Here is a 25318-nt window from a genome sequence, read left to right as displayed (position 1 = left end):
TGACCACAGCTTTTTCTGAGGCTCGGCTTCGGAGGGCCGAAAATGGTGGGCGCTTTTGTGAGGTGAGATCAAGCATCACCGAGTGGCAAGGTCACAACTGCTTCGAGTCCACCTGCCGCCACATTGCGGAGCAAGACTGTCCCGCCGTGCGCCTGAATGATGGTGCGGGCGATTGCCAGGCCGAGGCCGACGCCGCCGGTATCTCGGCTGCGAGACCCTTCCAAGCGTACGAACGGCTCAAAGACTGCTTCAAGTTGGTCTTCGTGCAATCCCTGGCCCTTGTCCGCGATGGTGATGACGGCCAATCCAGGCGTTCGGTCCAACTTTACCATCGCCACCCCGCCATAGCGGACAGCATTATCGATCAGGTTCCTTAGCGCGCGGTTCAAGGCGTGCGGGCGGACGGTGATGGGCAGACGCGACGACGGGGCAAGATTGGCCTGATCTCGCCCTACATCGTTGACCAGATCAGTCAGCAGGACGGCAAGATCGACTTCAGCGGCGGGTTCTGCCCGTGCAACCCCGCGTGCGAATTCCAAGGTCGCCTCGACCATTGCCTGCATTTCCTCGACCAGTGCCTTCAGGCGTACACTATCCTCGGTTTCGTCCAGCATTTCGATCCTGAGCCGCATCGCGGTCAGGGGCGAGCGCAAGTCATGACTCAAGGCGGCGAGCATGTGCGTGCGCTCATTCACGAAGCGGGTGAGTCGGGCTTTCATCCGGTTGAAGGCCTGCGTGGTCTCGCGCACCTCGGATGGCCCCGTCATCGGCAACGGATCGGCATCAAGCCCACGGCCCAAGCGGTCGGCGCCAACTGCAAGAGCGCGCATCGGGCCGACGACGCGCCGCGCGGTCCACCAGGCCACCAAAGCTACCGCCACCGCCATCAACACTACTGGCAGAAGGGCCTGTGGAGTCAGTTGCAGGGCAGGGCGGTAAAACATCGTGCGCACGTTCAGCCAATCGCCCGCCGCAAGTCGAATCGACAGCGTCAGTTCAATGGGGTCGGTCCGCCCTGCCATCATCGCCTCATGCATGGGGCGCATGATGGCTGGCACTCCGTCTGGCAAAGGCATGGACGCGAGGGGAAGCGCATGGACATCGGCGCGAACCTCCCGTTCCGGCTCTCCGAGAATCTGGCGGATCTGCCGCAGAACCATGTCCGCCTCTGCGCTGTCGTGGGACGCTGCAGGCTCGGGCCCGACTTCAAACCGGACAAGCGGAGAATCCGCCGCGCGGAGTATCGACGAGCGCAGATCAGTGGGGGCGCCATCCAGAAGCAAGACAACATTTGCAGCGCGCCCTGCCGCCTCCAGCCCGAGGGCTGCACGAACGGCACGGTTCCGCTCGTCTGTCAGCAACAACAGGCCAAGCCCTTGTGTGATGGCCAGCGCCAAAAGCAATATGATCAGCAACTGCCCGCCAAGAGATTGCGGGAACAGCTTGCGAAGCTTCGGGAAGCGCGCACTCATGGCATTGCACTGACGTCTGCGGCAAGGCTGTAGCCACCACCCCAGACGGTTGCGATCAGCGCAGGCTTGGCCGGATCGGCCTCGATCTTGCGGCGCAAGCGGCTGATCTGGTTGTCGATGGTGCGATCGAACACCTGTGCGGCGCGACCCGATGTGAGATCGAGCAGTTGTTCGCGACTGAGCACGAAGCGCGGCCGTTCCAGAAACACCGTCAGCAGACGGAATTCCGCGGTTGTCAGAGAGACCTCGATGCCATTGTCGTCGGTCAGGGTCCGGCGGTCGGTATCAAGCACCCATCGGTCGAAGGCCAATCTGTGCCCAGCAAGGCTGCCACCAACAACTTCCGCCCGGTCGGATCGGCGGAGGATCGCCTTGATCCGGGCCAGCAACTCACGCGGATTGAACGGTTTGGGCAGGTAGTCGTCCGCGCCGACCTCCAACCCCACGATACGGTCAGTTTCGTCACCCAGGGCTGTCAGCATCAAGATCGGAATGTCCCCCTGAGCGCGCAAACGTCGGCAAACCGACAGGCCATCTTCGCCAGGCATCATCACATCCAGCACGATCAGGTCGAATTGACCCACCTTCATTGCGGCATCCATTGCGACGGCATTGGCGGCAGAAGTTGCGCGCAGGCCGTTCTTTTCCAGATACTTCACCAGCGCATCGCGGATCTCGCGGTGGTCATCAACGATCAGGATATGGGGGGGCAGGATATGCGACGGCTGGGTCATCTTCTTGTCTCCTGCTGTCGACCCTAGCTGAACCCCGTGGGTCTGCGGACAGAAGATTGTCGCAAACCTCTCTCAGGACCTTGGCTTGCGACAGTTTGATACAAAACAGGCGTCGCCCTGACAAACCTGTGGGACACCTCGCCCCCAGATTGGATTCATCGCAATCTGATCCAGGAGAGACAGAATGAAACGTTCAACAAAATTCGCCCTCGCAGCCGTTGCAGCCCTTGGCGTGGCCGCTGTCGCCGTACCGGTCGTCGCCCAGCAGGGTCAGATGCAACATGATGGCATGATGATGGGCCAGCATGGCGGTATGATGGGTGGCGGCCAGAGCTATGCCATGGCCACGTTCGATACTAACAAAGACGGCACGCTCAGCCCCGAGGAAATGACAGCCGGGATTCAGGCTGAACTCAAGACCTATGACACCGACGCCAACGGTACTTTGTCGCTGGAGGAATTCGCGGTGATGCACGCGGCTCACACCCGACCGATGACCGTGCGAGCCTTCCAGATGCACGACGCCGACGGTGACGCGCAGGTGACCGAGGCTGAAATGTCCGCCATGGCAGACATGATGCAAAGCCACATGGGCGGGCAGCAGGGCAACATGCCGGGCATGGGTCATGGGATGATGGACAACGACTGACGCGCCTTTTTTCTCCCGCTAACTGGGCAAAGCTCCGGTTGGCGGGAGAAATCCCAACACAGATCAGGAGGCCATGAAAATGAACGGCTACGGTATGGGATTTGGAATGGGCTTCGGCTGGCTCTGGATGATGGTCACCCTTGTGCTGGTCGGCCTCGCGATTGCGGCGCTGGTCAAATATTTGCGCAAATAGTCGAAAGGAAACACGATGAACTATACGATCAACCGCCTGATCACCGGCGCGGATTTTGACGCGGTCGACGCCCGAACCCGTGCCGCGCTTGCGGAGAACGGCTTTGGCGTGCTGACAGAGATCGACGTCAAGGCAACGATGAAGAAGAAGCTGGACGTGGATATGCCAGCCTACCGGATTCTAGGGGCCTGCAATCCGAAGATGGCACTGGAAGCCATAGGGATGGAACCGCGCGTCGGTGCGATGTTGCCCTGCAACGTTATACTTCGCGAGATCGAAGGCGGAGTCGAGGTAAGTGCGATTGATCCGGTGGCGTCGATGCAGGCCATCGATAATCCGGCGCTTAACAAGGTGGCCGGGCGGGTGCGTGATATGCTGACTGGCACAGTTGCAGCGATCTGAGCCGCGCCGCATGACAGACACCCCTCGTGATCTTGTCAAAGCCTGACCTCGGGCATCTATGCTTGCAGCCCTGATGCTGACTTGTTCACCATTTCCGTCGGTTTCGGGATATTGCTGCCGCAGCTGCCCGACCTGATCGAATGCCTGCTGTGCGCGGCCAGCAAGGCGGAGCAGGTGTCGCGCGCTACCGGGCTGTTGACGGCGCTTCAAATCTTCGCCTTGTTTCTTTGTGCACCGTTCTGGGTGCGGCTGTCGGATCAGTAGGTGCGGCGGCTGTCCTGCTGATCGGGCTTGTGGGCTTTGCCGCGGCTACAGTGGCCTTCGCAGTGTTCGAAATGTTGAACGCAGCCCATGTGGAACGGGTGTTGAGCGGGCTCTTCGCAGCCGCGGTCACCCCGGTTGCCCTTGCGGCGGTCTCGGACCTGCTGGCGACCAAGGTGGAACTGGGTCGTCGGTTGACGTTTGTCTCGCTGGCGGGAATTTCTGAGTTTCTGTTGGGGCTGACGCTGGGCGTTGCGCTGACACGTGGATTGGGAGGGTTTGGAGGTGCGACGGGTGCCTTGGAGCTGATTGCGGCTCTGGTTGTAACGCTGCCTGTGCGTGTCGCGTAGCTATTAGTTTCGAGATACGAAATTCAACAAAATCAACAGTCGGTCGTGGGACCGTTCAACGACCTGAGGTCATGCGGCACGCTGAAAGAGCGGTAGCGGCACAAATGGCGAAATGATGGTCTGCCTTCGTTGAAGGGGTGGCTGGCAAGCGAGATGTTCCGAAAGATCGTCGTTGGCAAGGGCGACGCGAACTTGAAGGAGCAGGTTTGCCCCGCGTTCAATCCAGCGCATCTGCTGCTTCTTGACCATCCGCCTTTCAACAGGAATGTTGACACTCGCTTCAGCAGCTGTGGAGGCTAGCGACACCATGCTGCTGCACCCCGACGAATGGTCGCGCGCCGCAGCCATAGAGAACTGTCCGAAAAGACTCAGAAAGACGACTGCAATCCAGCAGATCAACCGCAGACTATATTGGCGCTGTCTGCGGCCTCCGCTCACTTCTTTAGCATGAATGGTGCGCCGCATTACGCATCCCTGGCGTCTGAACTGTTGAAGGTTCTACGCTGGGAGCCACCAACCGCCTTGATGCAAGTCAACCGACGCAGAGTTCACCTGACACAAGTCTGTGATCGCGCGTCTCGGCTGTACTCAACGGGTGTCGACAGCTTCCGCGACCGCAGTAGGTTGCTCCCGCCCGTCTTCCGGCATCAAGCGGAAGAGAAGGGAAGCGAGAGCAAGCCAGCCGATCAGGCTCAGACCGAGTGCCCGCGCACTGTAGAGCGCGGCCAGATCCGGAGGAATGACCGGGACGGACGCAGGTGGCTGCGGTGCCCCAAGAAGGTGGGGGGCCACCATCAGGGCAAGCCCTGCGAGACGCCCGAGCCAGGACTTCACCCCACTGGCGAGGAAAAGCCCCGCCACCGTCGCCGCCGCCGTCATGACCCACCACATTTGCCTGTCCGACAGTTCAGCGGCCTGCATGCCTGGCAACTCCGGTGGCAGTCCCAAGCTGGGTGACAGGGCGAAAGTAGCGAAGCCGGAAAGAGCGAGCGCGGGCACAGAGATGCTGTTTGGACCCCACAGGGCACGGTGTGTCGCAAGAGAAGCTCCCGCAACAAGGCCAAAGCCTGACCAGGTCAAAACCAAAGTCAGGACCGTCAAGCCGCTTCGCACGACGACAGAAAACTCATCATCCGCGTCGTGGGCATCGTGCGCAGACAGGACCGTATCGCCACTCGATCCTGAGGGGTCGTCTTGCGCCACCCCCATCAGGACAAGTTCGCCGGTCTCGTATCGCTCGGCTTCGACGATAAGTGGCTGGATCAGAAAAAACTGCAAGAGGGCAACCGCTAGGCCCGTAACGGCACCAGCAATCACCCCGCCGGACAGCAGGGACTTCGTCATGTCAGCGAACTCGATCTGTCAGTGGCAGGGAAAGCCGGTGGCGTGGCGGGTATCATGTGTTGCGGCATGCAGCGCATCTGAAGAGGCGAAACCTGCCGCAAAGATGAGAAACGCACCAAGGACAGCACTGGTCAGGATGGGCCGAACCAGACCTGCGTGCTGTACGGACGCGGTGGAAAGAGTGGTGGCAGACATGATGTTTCTCCGCCCGTCACACCCGACGGGATTGGGGTTAAGTCTCCTGTCTGGCCGGTCTCCTGGCTCACGGTCACTGCAACCCTTCGCCTTCCCGGGCAGTTGCCCAGTGGCATATCGAAGGGCCACTACCGCATACAGTCGCGGGGGCGGCTGAGGTATCGGGCGCCGCAACTGGGTCCGCCCTTCCTCATTCCCGATTGAGTTCGGGGATTCTGCATCCCATGAACACCAAACAAAATCACGATCATGCGCACGCCGCAGAATGTCAATGCGCTTGAAGTCCGGCAGCCTTGCCGGAGCGGGGCGCGGATTGTTGATCTTCCTCGCGCGCTCCGCTGCCATGATCGGGGCCATTCACGAGGTCGGCAAGGATCGGACAGTCCGGGCGGTGATCGCCGCAGCACGCATCTGCCAGATGACGAAGCGTGTCCATCATTGCCTGCATTTCACGAATTCGAACTTCAAGACCGGCGATCTGCTCAAGCGCAATCTGTTTCACGTCGGCACTCTGCCGCGAACGATCCTGCCAGAGCGCCAGTAACTCCTCGATCTTCTCGACGGAAAAACCCAAGTCCCGCGCCCTTCGGATGAAGCGCAGTAGCTGAACATCGGTCATCGAGTAGACGCGATATCCTGCAACCGTCCTTCCTGCTGCCGGGATGAGCCCGATCGACTCATAGTAGCGAATCATCTTGGCGGAAACGCCCGAAGATTTTGAAGCTTCACCGATGTTCATCTCGGGGCCTCCTTACGCGGCGATTGAAGGTGCAAAGCGCCGCAGTCGCAGCGCATTGCCAAGGACGAAGACCGACGATAGCGCCATCGCGGCGGCGGCAATGATCGGCGACAGCAGGATACCGAAGGCGGGCCAGAGCGCGCCTGCGGCAACCGGGATCAGCAGGGCATTGTAGATGAAGGCCCAGAACAGGTTCTGGCGGATGTTTCGCATCGTGGCCTTGGAAAGCGCAATGGCATCCGAGACGGCAGTCAGCCTACCCGACATCAGTACGACGTCCGCCGCTTCGATGGCAATGTCGGTGCCGGTGCCGACGGCAAGGCCCACATCCGCTTCGGCCAGGGCGGGCGCGTCGTTGATCCCGTCGCCGACATAGGCCAGCGCGCCCAGTGCCTTCAGACGTTTCACCGCAGCGACCTTGCCGTCGGGCAGCACCTCGGCCACAACTTCGTCGATGCCAAGCTGGCGGGCGATGGCGTTCGCCGTGCGGCTATTGTCGCCAGTGATCATGGCAACCTTCAGCCCCAGCAGGTGCAATGCCTGGATCGCCTGCGGCGTGGTTTCCTTGATCGGGTCCGCAACGGCGATGATTGCAGCAAGCTTGCCGTCGATGGCGGCATAGAGCGGTGACTTGCCCTCGTCGCCGAGCCGGGTCGCGGTGTCGCCGAAGGCGGAGACATCAAGGCCGAGCTTGACCATGTAGCGGTCGGCGCCGACGTCGACCCGCTGTCCGCCCGCCGCCGCCGTGACACCGAAACCGGTGACGGAGTCGAAAGCAGTGATCTCAGGAAGGATCAGGCCCTCGGCTTCGGCCGCCGCGACGATGGCGCGGGCGATCGGATGCTCGGACTTCGCTTCGACAGCCGCCACCACGGCCAGCACTGCGGCGCGGTCGAAGCCCGGTGCCAGCGCCATGTCGGTCAGGCGCGGTTTGCCCTCGGTCAGGGTACCGGTCTTGTCGAACGCGACTACCTTGACGCTCTGCAAGGCTTGGAGGGCCTCACCCTTGCGGAAGAGCACGCCCATCTCGGCACCACGCCCGGTGCCGACCATGATCGACGTTGGCGTGGCCAGACCCATGGCGCAGGGGCAGGCAATGATGAGGACGGCGACGGCGTTGACCAGGCCAAAGGTCAGGGCCGGATCAGGCCCGAAGATCAGCCAGACGGCGAAGGTCAGCACGGCAAGCGCCATAACCACGGGAACGAACCACATCGTCACGCGGTCGACCAGCGCCTGGATCGGCAGCTTACCGCCTTGCGCGGCTTCGACCATGCGGATGATCTGAGCCAGCATCGTGGCCTCGCCCACCGCCGTCGCCCGGAAACTGAACGCGCCGGTCTGGTTTACTGTGCCGCCGGTCACGGTGCTCCCCAGTGCCTTCTCGACCGGCACGGGCTCGCCAGAGATCATGCTTTCGTCGATCCAGCTTGCGCCCGTCGTGACCTCGCCGTCGACCGGCACCCGCTCGCCAGGGCGGACCTCGACGACATCGCCCGGGCGGACTTCGGCGACTGGCACTTCGACCAGGCCGCCATTGCGAAGGACACGAGCAGTCTTGGCCTGAAGTCCGACCAGCCGCTTGATCGCCTCTGAGGTCCGGCCTTTTGCGCGAGCTTCAAGCAGACGACCAAGGAGGATCAATGTGACGATGACTGCCGCCGCCTCGTAGTAGACATTCTGGGTGCCTGGGGGCAGGATTCCGGGGGCAAAGGTTGCCACCAGGGAATAGCCGAAGGCAGCCAACGTTCCGACCGCGACCAGGCTGTTCATGTCAGGCGCCAGACGCGCCAGGGCCGGAAACCCCTTGCGGTAAAACCTGAGGCCAGGACCAAGGAGGACCACGGTCGTCAAGGCGAACTGTATGTACCAGCTGTTCTGCATGCCAATGCTGTTCATCACCGCCATGTGGACCCACATGAACAGATGCGATCCCATCTCGAGGACAAACACTGGCAGAGTCAGAGCCGCAGCAAAAAGCACATCGCGCCGCAATGCGGCTTCCTCGGCTGTTTTCTTCGCGGCGGACTCTTCTGACATGATGGCGGTTTCGGTCGCTGCCCGTGCCTCGTAACCCGCATCCGCGATTGCGCCGATCAGGGAGGCAAGGGCCGCCGTTCCGGTGACCGTGGCGCGTTCCGTGGCCAGATTGACATTGGCTGCGGTCACACCGGGTACCGTCTTCAAGGCCCGCTCCACCCGTGCCACACAGGAGGCGCAGGTCATCCCCTCGATGATGAGATCGACGGGGCGCGTTGGCACATCATAGCCTGCGTCCTCGATTGCCTTGACCAGAGCCGACCGGTCCACGTCTGATCCGATGACTTCTGCCCGTTCCGTCGCGAGGTTGACGGCTGCAGTTTTGACCCCGGGGACCGCCTGAAGTGCGCGCTCAACGCGCCCGACACAGGATGCGCAGGTCATGCCTTCGACGTCGATCACGATCTTGCCGAGATCCGCCGTGGCGTGATGAAGGGTTTGTATGTTCATAGCGGCACTCCAGTGTCGAGGTACTCCGCTGACTGAGATAGGGCTTCCCATGATGGTAAGGTCAAGCCCTGATTTCAATTTGTCTGTTCACGGATTTGTTCCCTTGACCTTACAACGGTGGGAAGGCCCATATCGAGTTGCATGAGGCGATTGTCCGAAGGAGACACTCATGCAGTTCCATATCGAGAACATGACCTGTGGCGGCTGCGTGCGCAGCGTCACGAAGGCAATCCAGTCGGTGGACCCCTCTGCCGAAGTGACCGCGGACCCGGCGTCGCACAAGGTCGAAGTGAAATCAGCGGCTTCTCGCGACCGGTTGGTCGCTGCGCTGACCGAGGTAGGCTACGCGCCCGCCTGACCATTCTGCAACCAAATGCCGTTTGAAGGGTTTACCCGTTTCAAGCGCTAAAAACCACCAAAAAACAGGAGAATACCATGAAAACATCCGCACTGGCAGCAGTGGCTGCTCTCGTCATGACAACTTCCGGCTATGCCATTGCACAGTCCGACAACATGGCTGGGATGGACCATTCTGCAATGAACATGGAAGGCGCCACGGGCGGTTACATGGCTGCGATGGACACGATGATGTCGTCGATGCAGGGAATGAAATTGACGGGCGACGCCGATGCCGATTTCCTCTTGATGATGATCCCGCACCACCAGTCGGCGATCGACATGGCCAAGGTCGAACTTGAGCAGGGCGACGACGAGGGCACCCGCGCTTTGGCGCAGAAGGTCATTGATGCGCAGGAAGCCGAGATTGCCGAAATGACAGCACTGTTGAAGGCGATGGGTGTCGAGCCGCCGGCGGCCTCGAACTGATCCGGGAACTGATCCGGCCTTGATCCGGCAAGGGGCAGAGCGGCCGCAAAGCCGCTCTGCCGCGTTTTTTTTGGGGACGTCATGACGCACACTGACCGGGCGGGCGTCTCTGCGCCTGCCCGGCCGCCATGTCACGCAGCCATGTCGCGGCAGGACTTGGCGCAGCGCCGGCAGATCTCGGCGCACTTCTTCATCTGCGCGTCATTGCCGAAGGCTTCGCAGGACTGGGCGCACCGCTCGCAGGCTTCGGCACAAAGACCGCAAGCCCGGCCATGCAGCGCCGAGTTTCGCAGCATGAAGTCGGCGCTGATCCGGCACGTATCCGCGCAATCCAGAAGCGCCTGGATGTGTGCGGATGCGACATGCTGACCGCCCTTGCCGAGGCAGTAGGCCAGCGTTTCCAGGCAGATGTTGTGGCAGTCGCTGCAGTTTTCGATGCATTCCTTCATGTTCATCTCTCGTACTCCTGTTCTGTGGTTGCCAAATTGCCCTTGGACCGGAGCGCAGCGAAGAAGCCTGAGCCACCCCCTATCGCCCGCGGACGGGCTGTTCAGTGCCAGCGGGATCGGTCTTGAAAACGCGAAGGCATTCTGTGTGGTTCCACCGATATCCGCTGACTTCTGCACGAACCGAAATGACAGACGTCCATGCGGTCGGGGGATTACACAGCTTGCGCGGGACTCTACAAACCGGGCTCTGCGAGATCTGTCGTGACCGGGCAAACGCATTTGCCCGGTAATCTTTTGCCTCGACATCCGTCAATGAAGATAGGCGTCGGTTGGCTCTCGCATGATCGGGACTTCTGCGGGAACTCCGTGGCGGCAGACTCGGTCGGTGCCTGGCGGTCGGTCGAAGCCACGACCGGGCCGCCTTCAGCCGAAAAGGAACAGGATGATGACAGTTCGAACTTTCTCAGCAGCAATGCTTGCTGTTGTCCTGATGGCCGGCGGCGCGGTCGGTCAGACCACGCCTCAGGCGGAAGATCCACATCACACGGCCGGCACCGAGAACCCCGCCCTCCCTAATGCGGCTGGCTCCGACGAGCCAACAGACCCTGCGGGTCCAGGGATGGACTCGCAGGGTGCGGGACCGGGGATGATGATGTCTGCTGAAATGATGCAGATGATGATGCAGATGATGGCCCAGCATCATGTCGCCGGTTCGACCCCGGGGCCGGGCATCCAGGACGGAATGACCGGCGCGGTCGGGCAGGGGTCGGAAGTGGTCTTTGGTCTTGCACCTGCCGCGACACCGGAGACGACGCCCGACGTGGTGCGCGGCTGGCTTCAGACGCAACTCGACAGCCTGCAGAATCCACGGCTGACACTCGGCACGATCGAGACGGCTGCGGATGGCAGCATCATCGCCGAGATCCGCACTGTCGACGGGGCGCTAGTACAGAGACTGTCGTTCAACAGGTATCCGGGTTTTGTCCGCCAGATCGACTGAACGTCGTCAAGACGAAACGAGAGCAGATACGAGATGCGAGAGGCTGTGATGCATTTTGCCACCTCGGTGCTGGTTCGCGCAACACCGCGGGAGGTTTTCGACTACCTCGACGACCCCGAGCGCATTGGCGCCCACATGTCCGGGGGATCGCTGATGATGGCGGGCGGCAGCATGCACTATCATTTGGATGCCGAAGCTGGGCGCAGGGTCGGTTCTGTCATCCGCGTCGAAGGAAGGATGCTGGGTCTGGCATTGCGGGTGACGGAAGTGATCACGGAACGCGTGCCGCCCGTCCGCAAGATCTGGAAGACGACAGGTCCGCAGCGGATGATCGTGATCGACACCTATCGGCTGGGGTTCGAGACGCTGCAGGTCGAGGCAGGGACCGAACTGCGCGTCTTTATTGACTACACGCTGCCGGAACGACTGCCGGGCCGCCTGCTCGGTCGGGCATTGGCACCACTTTATGCGCGCTGGTGCGCGTCGCGGATTGCTGTCGGCACGCGGGCGCATTTCGCGCAAGGTCCGGGCCGAAGCCGGATCGCCTGAGTCCGGCGCGGTCAGAGCTTGGCCAAGTGTCCGATCCCCAGGGCAGTGTCGGTCAGCGCCATCGACGCCGCGGCATCCGCAGCAAGTCCGGTCATTGCCCGGATGGCGTCGATGGTTTCCGGGATCACGATGGCCTGGTTGTCGACCATGTAGGCATAGAAGAGCTCGTTGCCCCGCACGGACAGCATGTCCTGCCACAGCGCGACCTCGTAGAGGTTGTCATGCGGGCGGCCAAGGTCGGCCATCATCTCCTTGACCGCGTTCAGCGCGTCGAGGCCGTCGTCCATGCGGATCAGCGCGATCCGCGTCGAGGCGCCGAAGGCGGCAAGAACCTCGTCCCTGGTGGCCGCGCGCGTCATCTCGACCGACCAGTAGTGCAGATGGGCCAGCGTCTGCGGCACCTTGACCGCCATTGTCACCACGTCCAGGCTTGGGTCCACGCTTTGCGCGTCGGGGCCCTGGTGGCTCGGGATCTCGCGCTCGGGCACCAGTGTGTTCATGATGCCGCCGAGATGGCTTTCCCAGGGGTCGGTCGCGCGCCGCAACAGCGTGCCGCGCGCCCGTACAAGCAGCCCCGCGCGCTTGAGCGCGGTCAGCGTGCGGACGATGGAGGTGGTGTTGCACGAGACCACGCGGGTGCTGTCGCGCCCGACGGCACCGGCAAAGCTGGCCTCGGCCACGAAGGAGTGGTCGGTGACGGCATGTTTCTCGCCGCCCTGGACGATAAACCTGATGCCGCGCCGGCGATAGGCCTCGACATTGGCCGCCGCCACCTTCTTAGGCGTGCAGTCCACCACGATGTCGGCGCGGGCCAGCATGTCCTCCAGCGTTCCGGCCACCTCCAGCCCCGCCGCGCGCATGGCCGAGACATGGTCCGGGCCGGCACCGTAAAGCGCGTAGCCCTTGGCCTCTGCCATGCGCGGGCGCCAGTCGGCGGCAACGTCGCACACCCCGGCCAGTACCATGTCGGGCTGCATGGCGACGGCATCCGCCACCCGCTTGCCGATGACGCCGTAGCCGTTCACCGCGACGCGGATTTTCTGCGTGGTGGTCATGATGCGATTCCTCTTGTTTCAAGCAAAATTCGTATCGCGGCCTTGAGCCGGGCTCGCGCCGTCGATGTAGGCCCGTGTCAGCGGCACGGCATCGCGCCGGTGGGCAAGCTGCAACTGGAACACCATGGTCCGACCGTTGCGGAATCCCGCCTCGCAGGCCGCGAGATAGAACTCCCGCATCCGGCAGAACCGTTCGTCATAAAGCGCGCGCGCTGCGTCGCGGCGGGCGGCGAACCGCTCGTGCCAGTGACGCAGCGTTTCCGCGCAATGGAGGCGCAGGACTTCCACATCCGTCACCCAGAGCCCCGCGCGCTCGGCCGCGGCGATGGCCTGCGACAGCGTGGGGCAATAGCCGCCGGGAAAGATGTACTTGCGGATCCAGGGATCGCTGCCGCCCTCAGGACCCATGATGCCGATGGAGTGCAGGAGCGCCACGCCGTCCGGTTTCAGCGCGTGGGCCATCGCCGAGAAGTAGTTGTCGTAGTCCGATGGCCCCACATGTTCGAACATACCGACCGACACGATCCGGTCGTAGCGGTCACGCTCGTCGCGGTAGTCGCGCAGGTGAAAGCGGACACGTCCGGCCAGACCCTCGGCTTCGGTCCGCGCGGTGGCGTAGGCCAGCTGTTCCCGCGACAGGGTGATGCCGGTGACATTCGCGGTGCTATCGCGCGCCACCGACCGCGCCAGCCCGCCCCAGCCCGAACCGATGTCGAGAACCGAGAGGCCGGGACGGTCCAGCACCAGCTTGGCAGCGATGCGATGCATCTTTGCCGCCTGTGCCTCGTCCAGGGTCTCGTCACCACGTTCGAAATAGGCGCAGGAATACTGCCGCTCGCGGTCGAGAAAGAGATCGTAGAGATCGTCGGACAGGTCATAGTGATGCGCCACGTTGGACCGCGCGCGCGCCCACGGATTGCGGTGCCGGCGCCGCGACAGAAGCCGGTCGGCCATCGCCCTCAGACCATTTCCGGGCAGCGAGTCGAGCGCCTCCGGCCCGCCCGAGGTCAGCAGGTCCAGAAGCTCGCGCAGCGTCCCCCGTTGCAGCACCAGCCGGCCGTCCATCCAGGCTTCGCCAAGCGCAAGGCTCGGCTGGGTCAGCAGGCGCAAGGGCAGGTCGCGGTCAAGCAGCCGAACCGCCACATCGGGCGCGCCGCCGGTGCCGAAGCGGTAGGTCCGGCCACCCGCCTCGGTCCATTCCAGCGATCCGCGCCGGACGATCCGCCGCAGGATCGCGGCAACCAGCGCCGAAGCGCCGCCGACGACCGATCCCCTCCGGCTCCTTTGCGCGCGTGGCGCAATCTCAACTTCACTCTCGAATGAACTCTGCTGCGGCATTTGCTGTGGATCCATCATGGTCAGGTTGCAATCAACAGACGCGCGAGCGCCGAAAGGATTGCAGGCGCGAAGCGCTATCCTCACGAATGCGTGTAGGTGAAAGGAAAAGGAACGGCCTTTGCCCGGCCTGGAAGAACGACTTTGAAAGAGAGCTGATAGGGAGTGCGGTCAGCAAGCTTTACGAAAGCACCCCAAGTCACCGTATCTGCAATCTTCATCGGTTCAAGGTTAAGCAAGGTTCCACCGATATGACCAAGACCCATGACATTAACCGAAACCTGCGCTGTTTCGATCCGGGCGCCAGACGCGGCGTCGAACAGGGCAAGCACCAGATGATACTGATCTTGCCCATCGGGCGCGCCGCCGTGCATCGCGCCCTCGGTGTGGGACTTTGGATGGCCTTGCACGATGGCTGCAGGCATCACGCCGAGATAGGCCAGGACGCCGGCGACGGTCATCGTGTCGGCATTCACACCGTCTTGCCCGCGCGCGACCGCGGAGAAGGCCGCCGATGCGACCGCCGCCAACGGCAGGACGAGTGCCGTCCGGCGCGACAAGGCGGTCCCGTCGGGTTTCATGACGCCACTTCCAGCGCCTGCGGCGCGGCAGCCTTGGCCGGAGAACGGCGGGTCACGCCCTCTAGCCGCGTCCGTTTCAGAAGCAGGGCGTTCACGGCGACCAGGGCAGAGCTTCCCGACATCGCCAGGGCGGCGACCTCGGGACTGATCGTGTAGGGAAAGAACACCCCCGCCGCGACCGGAAAGGCGACCACGTTGTAGGCCACTGCCCAGAACAGGTTCTGGTGCATCTTGCGCAGGGTCGCCCTCGACAGCACTATCGCCCCCAGCACATCATGCGGGTCGCTTCTCATCAGCACCACGTCGGCGCTTTCCATCGCCACGTCGGTGCCCGCGCCGATGGCAAAGCCCACGTCGGCCTGGGTCAGCGCCGGAGCGTCGTTCACCCCGTCGCCGACCATGCCGACCTTCTTGCCCTGGGCCTGAAGCTCCTTGACCTTGTCGGCCTTCTGACCCGGCAGCACGTCGGCGAGCACGATGTCGATCCCGAGTTCCCCGGCGATGCGCGCGGCGGTCCCTGCGTTGTCGCCGGTCAGCATCGCCACCTGGACGCCGCGTTCGCGCAGCCGGGTCACGGTTTCCTTCGCGGTCGGACGCAGCGCATCGGCGATCGCGATCAGCCCCAGGACAGCACCGTCCCTGGCGACGTGCACGACGGTCCGGCCCGCGCCCTTGAGCGCCTCCGCCCGTTCGGACAGGGCACCGAGCGGCACCTTTTCCTCATCCATCAGGCGGCGGTTGCCGACCAGAACCCGACTGTCCGCGACAGTAGCGCTGGCCCCCCGGCCATCCAGCGTCTCGAACCCGGACATCTTGCCCAGGGTCAGGTTGGCGGCGCGCTCGACGATGGCGACCGCCAGCGGGTGATCCGAGCCCTTGTCCACGGCGGCGGCGGCGGCAAGCACCTCGTCGGGGCTGACACCCTCGGCGGCGACGACATCAACCACCTTCGGCTGTCCCATGGTGAGCGTGCCGGTCTTGTCGAAGACGATGACATCGAGTTTCGTCGCATCCTCGAGCGCGCTCGCGTTCTTGAACAGGATGCCGTTCATCGCGCCAAGCCCGGTTCCCACCATCACGGCCATCGGGGTTGCCAGCCCCAGTGCGTCAGGGCAAGCGATGACGAAGACGGTGATCGTCAGCGTCAGCGCGAACAGAAGCTCCGCCCCGATCCAGCCATACCAGACCGCAAAGGTCGCGACGCCGATGACGATGGCGACCAGCACCAGCCATTGCGATGCCCGGTCGGCCAGCAGCTGCGCCGGCGCCTTGGAGTTCTGCGCCTCCTGGACCAGCTTGACGATCTGCGCGAGCGCCGTGTCGGCACCGACCTTGGTGGCGGTGTAGCGGAAGGTTCCCGACTTGTTGATCGTGGCGCCGATCACTGTGCTACCGACGGTCTTCTGCACCGGCATGGACTCACCGGTCAGCATGGATTCGTCGACCAGCGACGTGCCTTCGGTAACCTCGCCGTCGACAGGAATCTTGTTCCCCGGACGGATCACCACGGTTTCGCCCTTCTGCACCTCGGCGGTGGGCACCTCGACCTCGCGCCCATCGCGGATGACGGTCGCCATCGGCGGCGCAAGGTCCATCAGGGCGCGGATCGCCTCTGAAGCACCGGCCCGGGCGCGCATCTCGAGCCAGTGGCCAAGAAGGATGAACACCAGAAGGACCGCGACCGCCTCGTAGAATTGCACGCCGGGGAAAAAGAAGGTCGAGCCGACGCTGAAAGCGTAGCCGGTTCCAACCGACAGGATCACCAGCACCGCCATGTTCAGCACGCCGTTGCGCAGCGCTCGCACAGCTGCGACGACAAAAGGCCAGACCGGCCAGATCACGGCGGCTGTCGCCAGAATGAACAGCCACTGGTCAAGCCGCAACCCGAACGGCGGCGCCGGCGGCGTGAACATGCCGCCCATCGGCGACCAGACGAAGATCGGAATGGTGAAGATCAGGGCGACCCAGAACCGGTTGCGCATGTCGCGCACCATCGACTGCATGTCGCCTGAACCATGACCCATCTCGTGGGCCATTGCATCGTGGCCGGAGGGGGTGGCCGGGGCGGGGCTGTCAGCCCCCTTGCCATGTCCCGTGCCATGGCCTGAATGGTCCGCCATGGCTGCGGCATGGCCGTCGTGGGCGGAACACACGTGCCGCGGCAGGGCCTCACCCTCGCAGTGAAAGCCGCAGTCCTCGACGACCTTGCGCAACGTCTCGATGCTGGTCTTGCCTTCGTCGAAGGTCACGGTCACCGACGGACCTGCCGGATTGGCGGCCACCGAGGTGACACCCGGCTGGGCGCGAAGTTGCTTTTCGATGCCGAGATGTCCGAGGCGGTCGAACGTGGCGTTGAAATCGAGTGATGCGGTCGTCGTCATGGTCAATTTTCCCGGTCAAGCAGTTTCGTGCGGCGCGTCCCGGCAACCCGGCGCGCCGCACGGTAATTCATTCAGGAACAACAGCAGCCCGACTTGCCGACCGGCTTTTGAACCGCGGCAGTTGGCGAGGCTTCCACCGTTTGCGAAGTTTCGCTGGTTGCCTGGTCGCGTTGCGCACGGCCGTGCCCGTGCTCGTGGTGTTTCGCCTGCTGCGATCCGCCGCCACAGCAGCCGCCTGCCTCGGTCTCGGCCAGAACGTTGGTTTCATGCGTGTTCATCGTCTTCTCCTGTCGATTTGCTCAAGGTTCCGACAAAGCCGACCTGTGGTCGCCGTTGCCAAGATATGGACGTATCAAGGCTGCAAACATTACACCTTGGCGAGAGCCGGCGAAGTTTCGACGGCCCGCTTCCGGGCTCGGGCGCAGCCGCAATCAAGAAACCCGTGATCCGGGCAGGTCAGGCACATCTGCATCAGCAGGTCCCGCAATCTGGCCCGGGCCCGATGCAGGCGCACGGCGAGCGTGCCCAAGGAAATGCCGAGCGAAACGGCAACCGCCGTCCGCCCTTCTTCCTGAAGGTCGATCCGCCTTATGAGTTCGGCCTGTCCCCGCGGCATGTGGCGGATCATGTCGGCGATGCATTCGCAGATCGCGGCGTCGATTTCGGCATCGGGTTCAGCCAAGATGTCCAGCGTCTCGGACTCGACTTCGGCGGACATTTCCCGCTGCCGTCGGCGCGAAGATTTTCGCTGGTGATCGGCAAGTGTGGTGGCCAGAAGCCGACTGAGCCAGCCGCGCAGGCTGGCAATGTCGCGCAGGTCATCAGCCCGCGCGATCGCCCTGGCGGCGAAATCCTGCATCACGTCCATCGCGTCATCGACGTTGCGCAAGCGGCTGACCAGGAAGCCCAGAAACCGGCGCTGGTCTTCCAGAAGGACAGCCTCGACGGCTTTTCGGCTCATCTCACGGTCTCCATTGCGTTTCCTGTGCCGTTCGAGGCGCGATTGTACTCCCCAGACGCTTCGGCCTGATGGTCCAGGCAGGCGCGCAGCGCCCGTCTGGCCCGCAGGGTGCGGACATTCAGTGTGCCAACCTCTACACCAATTTCCAGTGCGAACGCGTCGCGCGGCACGCCGCGAAGATACAGTGCACGGATCAGTTCGGCGTAATCGGGGCGAAGGCTCTCTAGTGCTGTTTCCACTGCGGCAAAGTCTTCGCTGGAAGGTGGAGCCTCTGCCGCGTCCTCGACCGGGGCCGAGAGAAGTATGACATGATCGCAATAGGCCCTTTCCGCCCTCCGACGCGCGTCACGGCGACGGTAATGGTCGAACAAGCTGTTGCGCAGGATGCGGGCCAGCCAAGCATCGGTGTCGCGGATGGGTTTCGTCCGGTTCGTGGCGCAGATGACTTTCAGGTTGAAATCCTGCAACACGTCTTCCGCGGCACTCGGGTCAGCGATCCTTCGGCGCAAGTAGCTCAGATAAGCCTTTTGCCCTGTGGCGAGCCTTGTGCGCGGATCAGGTTCGACCGCACTTGAGGGCGGCGGTCCCTTCCGGGAAAGGTCAGTGTGGCGCATGGCGTTTTCCGTTCGCTGTCAATCGGGGGAAGAGAACCCCCGAAAAGACGCGCCGACGGCTGAGGACGGCAATTGCCTACGGAAGTTCTGGTGTCAGGCGAAGTCGGAAACTGCGCTCGGCGGTCGGAGCGGATCGTTCGGTCGGTGCTGCGTGCGGTCCGATTGTCCTTCGAACACCCACTGGATGCTGATGACCCAGATCGGGTGTTTCGCGTCGAATACGTTCTCAGCGACCACCACGGTCGGGAGCTGGCAATGATAGTTTTCAGTCGGCAGACTGCAGTCATCCTGTTGTGTCGCTGCTGAATGAGTGGAGGTGGCAATCGGCGGTTCGGATCGGGGAACGGCATCTGCGGCAAGGGAAGCGGTCAGGAGAGACAGGACAGTTAGCGCCATCACAAAGGCCGTCAGGACGGCGCGGAGCGCGCGCGACCATGAACCCATTTCCGACTGCCAAATTCCATCCATACGGCCAACCTGTAGCAATTGGACGAAACACACGTTGACTTAGATCAATGGAGACCGGGTCGGCACCACTGCCGACAGCACCGCACTGCGCTCTTCGGCGTTCTGCTGCAATGAGTGCGGTGATTGGGTGTAATGGCGATACCGCTCAAGCGTCTATTTCTCAGTGCGGGGCCGAGGCCCATGTCATCGGAGGACGACCATGAACGAGCACCATCATTCTTTTGGAAACCAAGCCTCTGGCGCCTGGTTCAGGACGCGCTGGGGAATGGCGCTGATCGGATTTGCCCTCATAAGCGCGCTTCTTCTCGTCTACGAGCACCGGGTTCACATCCCGTTCCGCAGCATTCTTGTGATCTTGCCGCTCTTTGCCTGCCTCGGGCTGCACTCGCTGATGCACGGCGGCCATGGGCATGGTGGAGGACACGGCAACCACGGCAGATCCGACAAGAACGTTGCATCCGGGCCATCTGCGGCGACCAGGGTCGAGGACGAGAGAGGAAAACAGTCATGACACCCGAAACCGCGCCTGCTTATGGTCTCTGGTTGCTCGCTTTCGTCAACGCGGCGGTTTTCATCATCTTCGCCCTAAGCTTTACCAAGCCGCAGACTCCGCGCGACTGGCGCAGTTTCAGTGCCTTCAGCGCCTTCCTGGTGGCGCTGTTCGCTGAGATGTACGGCTTTCCCCTGACCATCTACCTTTTGTCCGGCTGGCTGCAATCTTCCTTTCCGGGCACCGATTGGTTCTCGCATGATGCCGGGCATCTGCCCGAAATGCTGTTCGGCTGGAAAGCCAATCCGCATTTCGGACCATTTCACTTGCTCAGTTTCGTGTTGATCGGGGCGGGGTTCTGGCTGCTCTCGGTGGCATGGCCGGTGCTTTACGCAGCGCAGCGCGCCGGGCGGCTGGCGACGACCGGGCCTTACGCGCGGATCCGGCATCCGCAGTATGTGGGCTTTGTGCTAATCCTGACCGGGTTTCTGTTGCAATGGCCTACGATCCTGACGCTGGCGATGTATCCCGTATTGATCTGGATGTACCTCCGCCTGTCCCGCAGCGAGGAGGCCGAGGCCCGCGCGCGGTTTGGCGCTGAATATGACGCCTGGGCACGTCGGGTGCCCGCCTATCTGCCCATGGGCCGTACCGACAGCGCAACGACCTGATCGGCACCACTTCCCGCATTCGGGTGGTGGTTATCGATCAGCACCCCAACCCGTCAGAAAGGAACACCGCATGAGCGACGTCAACACCGATCCGGGAACAGCTCGCTTTGCCCCCCGCTTCCCGACCGCCTACACGATCCTCTTCGCGTTGATTGTGCTGGTTGCGGGCCTGACCTGGATCATACCCGCCGGTCGTTTCGACCGGGTCGAGAACGAGGCGGTCGGCCGCGAGATCGCGGTCGCAGGCACCTACAAGACGGTCGAAGCCAACCCGCAGGGCATCCTAGACGTCCTGATGGCGCCGGTTGCGGGGTTTTATGACCCCGACAGCTATGCCGCGAATGCCATCGACGTGGCGCTGTTCGTGATTCTGCTCGGCGGTTTTCTGGGGGTCGTCAACGCCACCGGTGCCATCGACACCGGCATCCGCCGTGCGATGGCCAAGCTGAAGGGGCGCGAGATTTGGATGATCCCGATCCTCATGAGCCTCTTTGCCCTCGGCGGCACGACCTACGGCATGGCCGAAGAGACGTTGGCCTTCTACGGGCTTCTGGTGCCGGTGATGATCGCGGCAGGTTATGATGCGGTGACGGGAGCGGCGATCATTCTGTTGGGTGCGGGGATCGGCACACTCGGCTCGACCATCAACCCTTTCGCGACGGTCATCGCCTCGAATGCTGCGGGCGTCGCCTTCACCGACGGGCTTCCGCTGCGGCTGGTGATCCTGTTGGGAGGCCTAGCAATCGCAATCACCTATGTCATGCGATATGCCGCCCGCGTGCGCCGCGACCCGTCGCAGTCGCGCGTGGCGGACCTTGCGGCAGACCATCGGGCCGCCTTTGCCGGGTCGGCGAATGGCGTTGACGCCACGTTGACCGCCACACAGTCGGTTGTCCTAATCGTCTTCGCACTGACCTTTGCGGCGCTGATCTGGGGTGTGTCCACGCAGGGCTGGTGGATGGCACAGATGGGCTCGCTGTTCATCGCCGCCGCCATCGTCGCGGGGCTGGTCGGTCGGCTGGGTGAGAAGCGGCTGACCGGGGCCTTTATCGATGGCGCGCGCGACCTTCTGGGCGTAGCGCTAGTGATCGGGCTGGCGCGCGGCATCGTGGTCGTCATGGAACAGGGGCTGATCGCCGACACCATCCTGAACGCCGCCGCCAACGCGGTGGCGGGCCTGTCGGAACTGGCTTTCATCACGCTTCTTTACTGGATCCAGGTCGGGATGAGCTTCTTCGTCCCGTCCTCGTCGGGCCTTGCGGTGCTGTCGATGCCGATCCTTGCGCCGCTGTCGGACTTTGCCGGGGTGGACCGGTCGCTGGCCGTCACCGCCTACCAGTCGGCCAACGGGCTGGTGAACCTGATCAACCCGACCTTCGCCGTGGTGATCGGCGGGCTGGCCATCGCGCGGGTGCCCTACGAACGCTGGCTGGCCTTCGTCTGGCCGCTTCTGCTGATCCTGACGATCTTCATCATGGCCGCCCTCGGCGTCGCCACCCTGCTCTGAACGGAGAAAGCCCATGTCCCAACCCTCCATCGGTGTCCATTCCGAATCCGGCCGCCTGCGCCAGGTGATCGTCTGCCGCCCCGGCCTCGCGCATCGCCGCCTGACGCCGGAAAACTGCGACGAGCTGCTGTTCGACGACGTTTTCTGGGTCAAGCAGGCGATCAAGGACCATGCCGTCTTTACCGACCTGATGCGCGCGGAAGGGATCGAGGTGCTGGACGCCAACGATCTTCTGGCCGAGGCGCTGGACATCCCGGCGGGCCGGGCCTTCGTGCTCGACCACCGCGTCACGCTGACCACTGTAGGCGCGGGCATGGTGGAGCCGCTGCGCCTGTGGATGGAGACGCTGCCCGGTGCCGATCTGGCGCGCTGGCTGATCGGCGGGCTGACGGTGGGCGATCTGCCCTTCGTGCCGGAAGGGCTGTTCGGGGCCTGGCTCGGCAAGTCCGGGTTCATCCTGCCGCCGCTGCCGAACATGATCTTCACCCGCGACAACAGCGCCTTCGTCCACGGCGGGGTATCGCTGAACCCGATGTTCTGGGCGGCGCGCAAACCCGAGACGCTGCTCACCACCGCGATCTACCGCCACCATCCGAAGTTCGCCGGCAAGGTGCGCGAACTTTTCGGCGATCCGGCGCGCGACTTCGGCTCGGCCAGCCTTGAAGGCGGCGACATCATGCCGGTGGGCAAGGATACCGTTCTGGTCGGCATGGGCGAGCGGTCCTCGGCGCAAGGCATCGGGCTGTTCGCGCAAGCCCTGTTCGACCAGGGCGTGGCGTCGCGCGTCGTCGCCTGCCGACTGCCGCGCACCCGCTCGGCGATGCATCTCGACACCGTGTTTACCTTCTGCGGCGGCGATGTGGTGACGACCTTCAAGGAAGTCGCCGACGGCATCACCTGCTTCGACCTGCGCCCAGGCGGGCCGGACAAGCCGTTCCGCGTCAGCGAGGACCGCCGTCCGATCTTCGAGGTTGTCGCGGAAATCATCGGCTTCAAGAAACTGAGGATCGTGCCCACCGGCGGCAGTGACCAGGCCGAGCGTGCGCGCGAGCAATGGAACGACGGCAACAACGTGGTGGCGCTGCGGCCGGGCGTGATTGTCGGCTACGACCGCAACGACGACACCAACGCCATGCTGCGCTCCGAAGGCATCGACGTGCGCGAAATGCCGGGAGCAGAACTGGGCCGGGGTCGCGGCGGCGGGCATTGCATGACCTGCCCGACGATCCGAGACCCGGCGTGACCTGAAAAGGAAAGAACCATGAGCTTCAACCTGCGCAACCGCCATTTCCTGACGCTGCGGGACTATACCCCGGCGGAAATCGGCTTTCTTTTGAAACTCTCGGCTGACCTGAAGGCCGCGAAATATGCCGGGACCGAACAGCAGATGCTCCGGGGGCGCGAAATCGCCCTGATCTTCGAGAAGGACAGCACCCGCACCCGCGTCGGCTTCGAGGTCGCCGCGCATGATCAGGGCGCGCATGTCACCTACCTCGGGCCGTCCGGCAGCCATATCGGCCACAAGGAAAGCGTGAAGGACACCGCGCGCGTTCTGGGCAGGGTCTACGACGCCATCGAGTATCGCGGCTTCGGCCAGGAGATCGTCGAGGAACTGGCCCGCTACGCCGGTGTGCCGGTCTACAACGGGCTGACCGACCAGTTTCACCCGACCCAGGTGCTGGCCGATTTCCTGACCATGCAGGAACATGCCGAAAAGCCGTTGCGCAAGATCGCTTTCGCCTTCCTTGGCGATGCGGGCAACAACGTCGGCGAAAGCCTGCTGATCGGCGGGGCGAAGATGGGGATGGATGTGCGGCTTGGCGGGCCTAAGGCCTGCTGGCCGAAAAAGCCGGTGATCGACGAGGCTCTTGCGATTGCGAAAGAGACCAGCGCGCGGATCACCGTGACCAAGGATCCCGACGAAGCGGTCAAGGGCGCGGATTTCCTTTACACCGATGTCTGGGTGTCGATGGGCGAGGCCGAGGCGAAATGGGCCGAGCGGATAAAACTTCTGACGCCATGGCGGATTGACGCTGCGATGATGGCGCGCACCGGCAATCCCAGGGCGCGGTTCATGCATTGCCTGCCCGCCTTCCACAACACCGAAACGGCGGTGGGCCGCGAGATCGCGGAAAAGTTCGGCCTGACCGAGATGGAGGTCAGCGACGAGGTGTTCGAGAGCGCGGCCTCGATCGTGTTCGACCAGGCCGAGAACCGGCTGCACACGATCAAGGCGGTGCTTGTCGCCACGCTGGGGGGCTGACCGGGTGCTGGTGGTCGCAGCCCTTGGCGGCAACGCGCTGCTGCGGCGGGGCGAGCCGATGACGGCCGTGGTGCAGCGTGCCAATGCGGCGCGCGCGGCGCTGGCATTGGCCGGGCTGGTGCGGGCGGGGCATGATCTGGTCATCACCCACGGCAACGGCCCGCAGGTCGGATTGCTGGCCTTGCAGGGTGCTGCCTTCCGACCCGAGGCGCCCGACCCGCTGGACATGCTGGGGGCGGGCACCGAAGGCATGATCGGCTATTTGATCGAGCAGGAGCTGGAGAATGCGCTGAGCCACGACCGCCCGGTCGCGACGCTGCTGACGCAGGTGGTGGTCGATCCTGCCGATCCCGCCTTCCGGCACCCGACAAAGCCGGTGGGTCCGGTCTATGCCGAGGCCGAGGCAAGGACGCTTGCCGCGCAGCGGGGCTGGACGATCGCCCCGGATGGCCCGTCCTGGCGCCGCGTCGTGCCCTCGCCGAAGCCGGTCGAGATCCCCGACCTGCGGGTGATCCGCCTGCTTTTGGCGCAGGGCGTGGTGGTGATCTGTGCCGGCGGCGGCGGCATCCCGGTGGTGCGGCGCGCCGATGGCAGCCTGGCGGGCGTCGAGGCGGTGATCGACAAGGACTACGCCAGCGCTCTGCTGGCAACCTCGATCAAGGCCGACGCGCTTCTCATGCTGACGGATGTGGACGGGGTGATGGAAGGGTTCGGCACCCCAGCCGCGCGCCGCATTGCGCGCCTGTCCGCCGTCGAGGCCGGGCACCTTGTGCTGCCTGCCGGGTCGATGGGACCGAAGGTGACGGCCGGGACGAATTTTGTCGCTTCGGGCGGGCGACTGGCCGGCATCGGCCGGATGGAAAATGCTGCCGCCATACTGAACGGGGCGGCTGGAACCGTGATCTCGGCTTAGGGGAAAGGACAGCGCAATGTGTCTCTCGGCAACGGTCAGCTTTGCTGCCAGTGCGCTTCTGACGGCGGGCGGAACCGCAATCATCGTCAAGGCCGCACGCAGCAACTGGCGCTACCTCCCCATCGGCCTGATGCCGCTGTTCGCCGGCATCCAGCAGTTCAGCGAAGGGTTCGTCTGGGTCGGCGTCAACGGAGGCGACCATGCCACGATGGTCTGGGGCGCAATGAGCTTCATCTTCTTCACCTGGTTCATGTGGCCCTTCTGGATCCCCTTTTCGGTCTGGGTGCTGGAGCCGCCGGACAGCCACCGCCGGCCCTGGTTCCTGGCCATGACCGGGGTCGGATTGGTGCTGGGATTGCTGCTCTACACTCCCCACGGCTTTGGAACGGACTGGCTGGTGGTAACGGTCAACCGCGACTCGCTGGCC

At 63.5% G+C, this 25318-nt stretch carries 31 protein-coding genes and 1 riboswitch; of the genes, 15 read left to right on the top strand and 16 right to left on the bottom strand.

Annotated features, from left to right (window positions below; all coding sequences use genetic code 11):
* Nucleotides 1-68: 68 nt before the first annotated feature.
* Together DRF71_RS22530 and DRF71_RS22525 are read right to left on the bottom strand one after the other, a co-directional pair.
* The gene (locus DRF71_RS22530; protein WP_112312833.1) at nt 69-1472 is read right to left on the bottom strand and encodes an ATP-binding protein; all 1404 of its coding nucleotides are present in this window, start codon (nt 1470-1472) and stop codon (nt 69-71) included.
* Complete coding sequence (locus tag DRF71_RS22525; RefSeq protein ID WP_112312832.1) at nt 1469-2206, bottom strand: response regulator; 738 nt, start codon at nt 2204-2206, stop codon at nt 1469-1471. Before DRF71_RS22525 ends, DRF71_RS22530 begins: the two co-directional genes overlap by 4 nt.
* A gap of 184 nt (nt 2207-2390) precedes the next feature.
* Here DRF71_RS22525 and DRF71_RS22520 point away from each other — a divergent pair, with 184 nt between their 5' ends.
* From DRF71_RS22520 to DRF71_RS22505, 4 genes are all read left to right on the top strand, one after another.
* On the top strand, nt 2391-2855 hold the full coding sequence (locus tag DRF71_RS22520; protein WP_112312831.1) for an EF-hand domain-containing protein: 465 nt from the start codon (nt 2391-2393) through the stop codon (nt 2853-2855).
* Between the two features lie 208 nt (nt 2856-3063).
* The gene (locus DRF71_RS22515) at nt 3064-3450 is read left to right on the top strand and encodes a DUF302 domain-containing protein (RefSeq protein WP_112312830.1); all 387 of its coding nucleotides are present in this window, start codon (nt 3064-3066) and stop codon (nt 3448-3450) included.
* An 81-nt stretch (nt 3451-3531) separates the two neighbouring features.
* On the top strand, nt 3532-3714 hold the full coding sequence (locus DRF71_RS22510) for a hypothetical protein (protein WP_112312829.1): 183 nt from the start codon (nt 3532-3534) through the stop codon (nt 3712-3714).
* A 71-nt stretch (nt 3715-3785) separates the two neighbouring features.
* Complete coding sequence (locus tag DRF71_RS22505; RefSeq protein ID WP_157971254.1) at nt 3786-4061, top strand: hypothetical protein; 276 nt, start codon at nt 3786-3788, stop codon at nt 4059-4061.
* A 69-nt stretch (nt 4062-4130) separates the two neighbouring features.
* Here the strand turns inward: DRF71_RS22505 and DRF71_RS22500 are convergent, their stop codons facing one another.
* The 5 genes from DRF71_RS22500 to DRF71_RS22480 all read right to left on the bottom strand — a co-directional run bounded on the left by DRF71_RS22500 (nt 4131) and on the right by DRF71_RS22480 (nt 8829).
* Nucleotides 4131-4526 carry a hypothetical protein gene (locus DRF71_RS22500; RefSeq protein ID WP_112312827.1) on the bottom strand — a complete coding sequence of 132 codons (396 nt, stop codon included), beginning with the start codon at nt 4524-4526 and terminating at the stop codon, nt 4131-4133.
* Between the two features lie 123 nt (nt 4527-4649).
* Entirely contained in the window at nt 4650-5405 is a 756-nt protein-coding gene (locus DRF71_RS22495) for a CbtA family protein (protein ID WP_112312825.1), read from the bottom strand.
* A gap of 18 nt (nt 5406-5423) precedes the next feature.
* On the bottom strand, nt 5424-5600 hold the full coding sequence (locus tag DRF71_RS22490; protein ID WP_112312823.1) for a CbtB domain-containing protein: 177 nt from the start codon (nt 5598-5600) through the stop codon (nt 5424-5426).
* A 35-nt stretch (nt 5601-5635) separates the two neighbouring features.
* Nucleotides 5636-5851, bottom strand: a riboswitch (cobalamin riboswitch).
* Nucleotides 5852-5868: 17 nt separating this feature from the next.
* The gene (gene cueR, locus DRF71_RS22485; protein ID WP_112312821.1) at nt 5869-6339 is read right to left on the bottom strand and encodes a Cu(I)-responsive transcriptional regulator; all 471 of its coding nucleotides are present in this window, start codon (nt 6337-6339) and stop codon (nt 5869-5871) included.
* Between the two features lie 12 nt (nt 6340-6351).
* The gene (locus DRF71_RS22480) at nt 6352-8829 is read right to left on the bottom strand and encodes a heavy metal translocating P-type ATPase (protein ID WP_112312819.1); all 2478 of its coding nucleotides are present in this window, start codon (nt 8827-8829) and stop codon (nt 6352-6354) included.
* A gap of 169 nt (nt 8830-8998) precedes the next feature.
* Between DRF71_RS22480 and DRF71_RS22475 the strand changes: the two genes are divergently transcribed.
* Nucleotides 8999-9187, top strand: a complete 189-nt coding sequence (locus tag DRF71_RS22475; protein ID WP_112312817.1) for a heavy-metal-associated domain-containing protein — start codon at nt 8999-9001, stop codon at nt 9185-9187.
* 77 nt (nt 9188-9264) lie between these two features.
* Nucleotides 9265-9654, top strand: coding sequence for a DUF305 domain-containing protein (locus DRF71_RS22470; protein WP_112312816.1), 390 nt, complete (start codon nt 9265-9267; stop codon nt 9652-9654).
* A 131-nt stretch (nt 9655-9785) separates the two neighbouring features.
* Here DRF71_RS22470 and DRF71_RS22465 read toward each other — a convergent pair whose 3' ends face one another.
* The gene (locus tag DRF71_RS22465; RefSeq protein ID WP_198672324.1) at nt 9786-10109 is read right to left on the bottom strand and encodes a four-helix bundle copper-binding protein; all 324 of its coding nucleotides are present in this window, start codon (nt 10107-10109) and stop codon (nt 9786-9788) included.
* A 646-nt stretch (nt 10110-10755) separates the two neighbouring features.
* On the opposite strand from DRF71_RS22465, the gene DRF71_RS22460 reads away from it, so the two are divergent.
* Nucleotides 10756-11103, top strand: a complete 348-nt coding sequence (locus DRF71_RS22460; RefSeq protein WP_157971253.1) for a hypothetical protein — start codon at nt 10756-10758, stop codon at nt 11101-11103.
* Between the two features lie 48 nt (nt 11104-11151).
* On the top strand, nt 11152-11652 hold the full coding sequence (locus tag DRF71_RS22455; RefSeq protein WP_112312813.1) for an SRPBCC family protein: 501 nt from the start codon (nt 11152-11154) through the stop codon (nt 11650-11652).
* An 11-nt stretch (nt 11653-11663) separates the two neighbouring features.
* Here DRF71_RS22455 and DRF71_RS22450 read toward each other — a convergent pair whose 3' ends face one another.
* The 8 genes from DRF71_RS22450 to DRF71_RS22420 all read right to left on the bottom strand — a co-directional run bounded on the left by DRF71_RS22450 (nt 11664) and on the right by DRF71_RS22420 (nt 19047).
* Entirely contained in the window at nt 11664-12707 is a 1044-nt protein-coding gene (locus tag DRF71_RS22450; protein WP_112312811.1) for a type II glyceraldehyde-3-phosphate dehydrogenase, read from the bottom strand.
* Between the two features lie 18 nt (nt 12708-12725).
* On the bottom strand, nt 12726-14045 hold the full coding sequence (locus tag DRF71_RS22445) for an SAM-dependent methyltransferase (RefSeq protein ID WP_112312810.1): 1320 nt from the start codon (nt 14043-14045) through the stop codon (nt 12726-12728).
* A gap of 80 nt (nt 14046-14125) precedes the next feature.
* A complete protein-coding gene (locus tag DRF71_RS22440) occupies nt 14126-14623 on the bottom strand; it encodes a hypothetical protein (protein ID WP_112312808.1) in 498 nt (165 codons plus the stop codon).
* Nucleotides 14620-17004 carry a heavy metal translocating P-type ATPase gene (locus tag DRF71_RS22435; protein ID WP_112312806.1) on the bottom strand — a complete coding sequence of 795 codons (2385 nt, stop codon included), beginning with the start codon at nt 17002-17004 and terminating at the stop codon, nt 14620-14622. The genes DRF71_RS22440 and DRF71_RS22435 overlap by 4 nt, the downstream gene beginning before the upstream one ends.
* A 71-nt stretch (nt 17005-17075) precedes the next feature.
* On the bottom strand, nt 17076-17282 hold the full coding sequence (locus DRF71_RS27705; RefSeq protein ID WP_157971252.1) for a hypothetical protein: 207 nt from the start codon (nt 17280-17282) through the stop codon (nt 17076-17078).
* A gap of 89 nt (nt 17283-17371) precedes the next feature.
* Nucleotides 17372-17965 (bottom strand): sigma-70 family RNA polymerase sigma factor, encoded by a 594-nt coding sequence (locus tag DRF71_RS22430; protein ID WP_112312805.1) that lies wholly within the window; start codon nt 17963-17965, stop codon nt 17372-17374.
* The gene (locus DRF71_RS22425) at nt 17962-18579 is read right to left on the bottom strand and encodes an RNA polymerase sigma factor (RefSeq protein ID WP_112312803.1); all 618 of its coding nucleotides are present in this window, start codon (nt 18577-18579) and stop codon (nt 17962-17964) included. The genes DRF71_RS22430 and DRF71_RS22425 overlap by 4 nt, the downstream gene beginning before the upstream one ends.
* A gap of 93 nt (nt 18580-18672) precedes the next feature.
* Entirely contained in the window at nt 18673-19047 is a 375-nt protein-coding gene (locus DRF71_RS22420) for a hypothetical protein (protein WP_112312801.1), read from the bottom strand.
* 199 nt (nt 19048-19246) lie between these two features.
* On the opposite strand from DRF71_RS22420, the gene DRF71_RS22415 reads away from it, so the two are divergent.
* The 7 genes from DRF71_RS22415 to DRF71_RS28215 form a co-directional block, all read left to right on the top strand.
* Nucleotides 19247-19558 (top strand): DUF2933 domain-containing protein, encoded by a 312-nt coding sequence (locus DRF71_RS22415; protein ID WP_112312799.1) that lies wholly within the window; start codon nt 19247-19249, stop codon nt 19556-19558.
* Nucleotides 19555-20208 (top strand): methyltransferase family protein, encoded by a 654-nt coding sequence (locus DRF71_RS22410; RefSeq protein ID WP_112312797.1) that lies wholly within the window; start codon nt 19555-19557, stop codon nt 20206-20208. Before DRF71_RS22415 ends, DRF71_RS22410 begins: the two co-directional genes overlap by 4 nt.
* Before the next feature lie 70 nt (nt 20209-20278).
* Nucleotides 20279-21715 carry a YfcC family protein gene (locus DRF71_RS22405; RefSeq protein WP_112312796.1) on the top strand — a complete coding sequence of 479 codons (1437 nt, stop codon included), beginning with the start codon at nt 20279-20281 and terminating at the stop codon, nt 21713-21715.
* A 13-nt stretch (nt 21716-21728) separates the two neighbouring features.
* Nucleotides 21729-22958 (top strand): arginine deiminase, encoded by a 1230-nt coding sequence (locus DRF71_RS22400; protein ID WP_112312794.1) that lies wholly within the window; start codon nt 21729-21731, stop codon nt 22956-22958.
* A gap of 18 nt (nt 22959-22976) precedes the next feature.
* Entirely contained in the window at nt 22977-23978 is a 1002-nt protein-coding gene (gene argF, locus DRF71_RS22395) for an ornithine carbamoyltransferase (protein WP_112312793.1), read from the top strand.
* Nucleotides 23956-24891 carry a carbamate kinase gene (gene arcC, locus DRF71_RS22390; protein ID WP_456300094.1) on the top strand — a complete coding sequence of 312 codons (936 nt, stop codon included), beginning with the start codon at nt 23956-23958 and terminating at the stop codon, nt 24889-24891. Before argF ends, arcC begins: the two co-directional genes overlap by 23 nt.
* A gap of 16 nt (nt 24892-24907) precedes the next feature.
* Nucleotides 24908-25318, top strand: a 411-nt coding sequence (locus DRF71_RS28215) for a DUF6629 family protein (protein ID WP_332872077.1), incomplete at its 3' end; no start/stop codon positions are given.

This window comes from Pseudogemmobacter bohemicus, from assembly GCF_003290025.1.
Taxonomy (GTDB): domain Bacteria; phylum Pseudomonadota; class Alphaproteobacteria; order Rhodobacterales; family Rhodobacteraceae; genus Pseudogemmobacter; species Pseudogemmobacter bohemicus.
The sequence above is the reverse complement of the archived record's forward strand: the minus strand, read 5'-3'. Positions and strand labels throughout refer to the sequence as shown.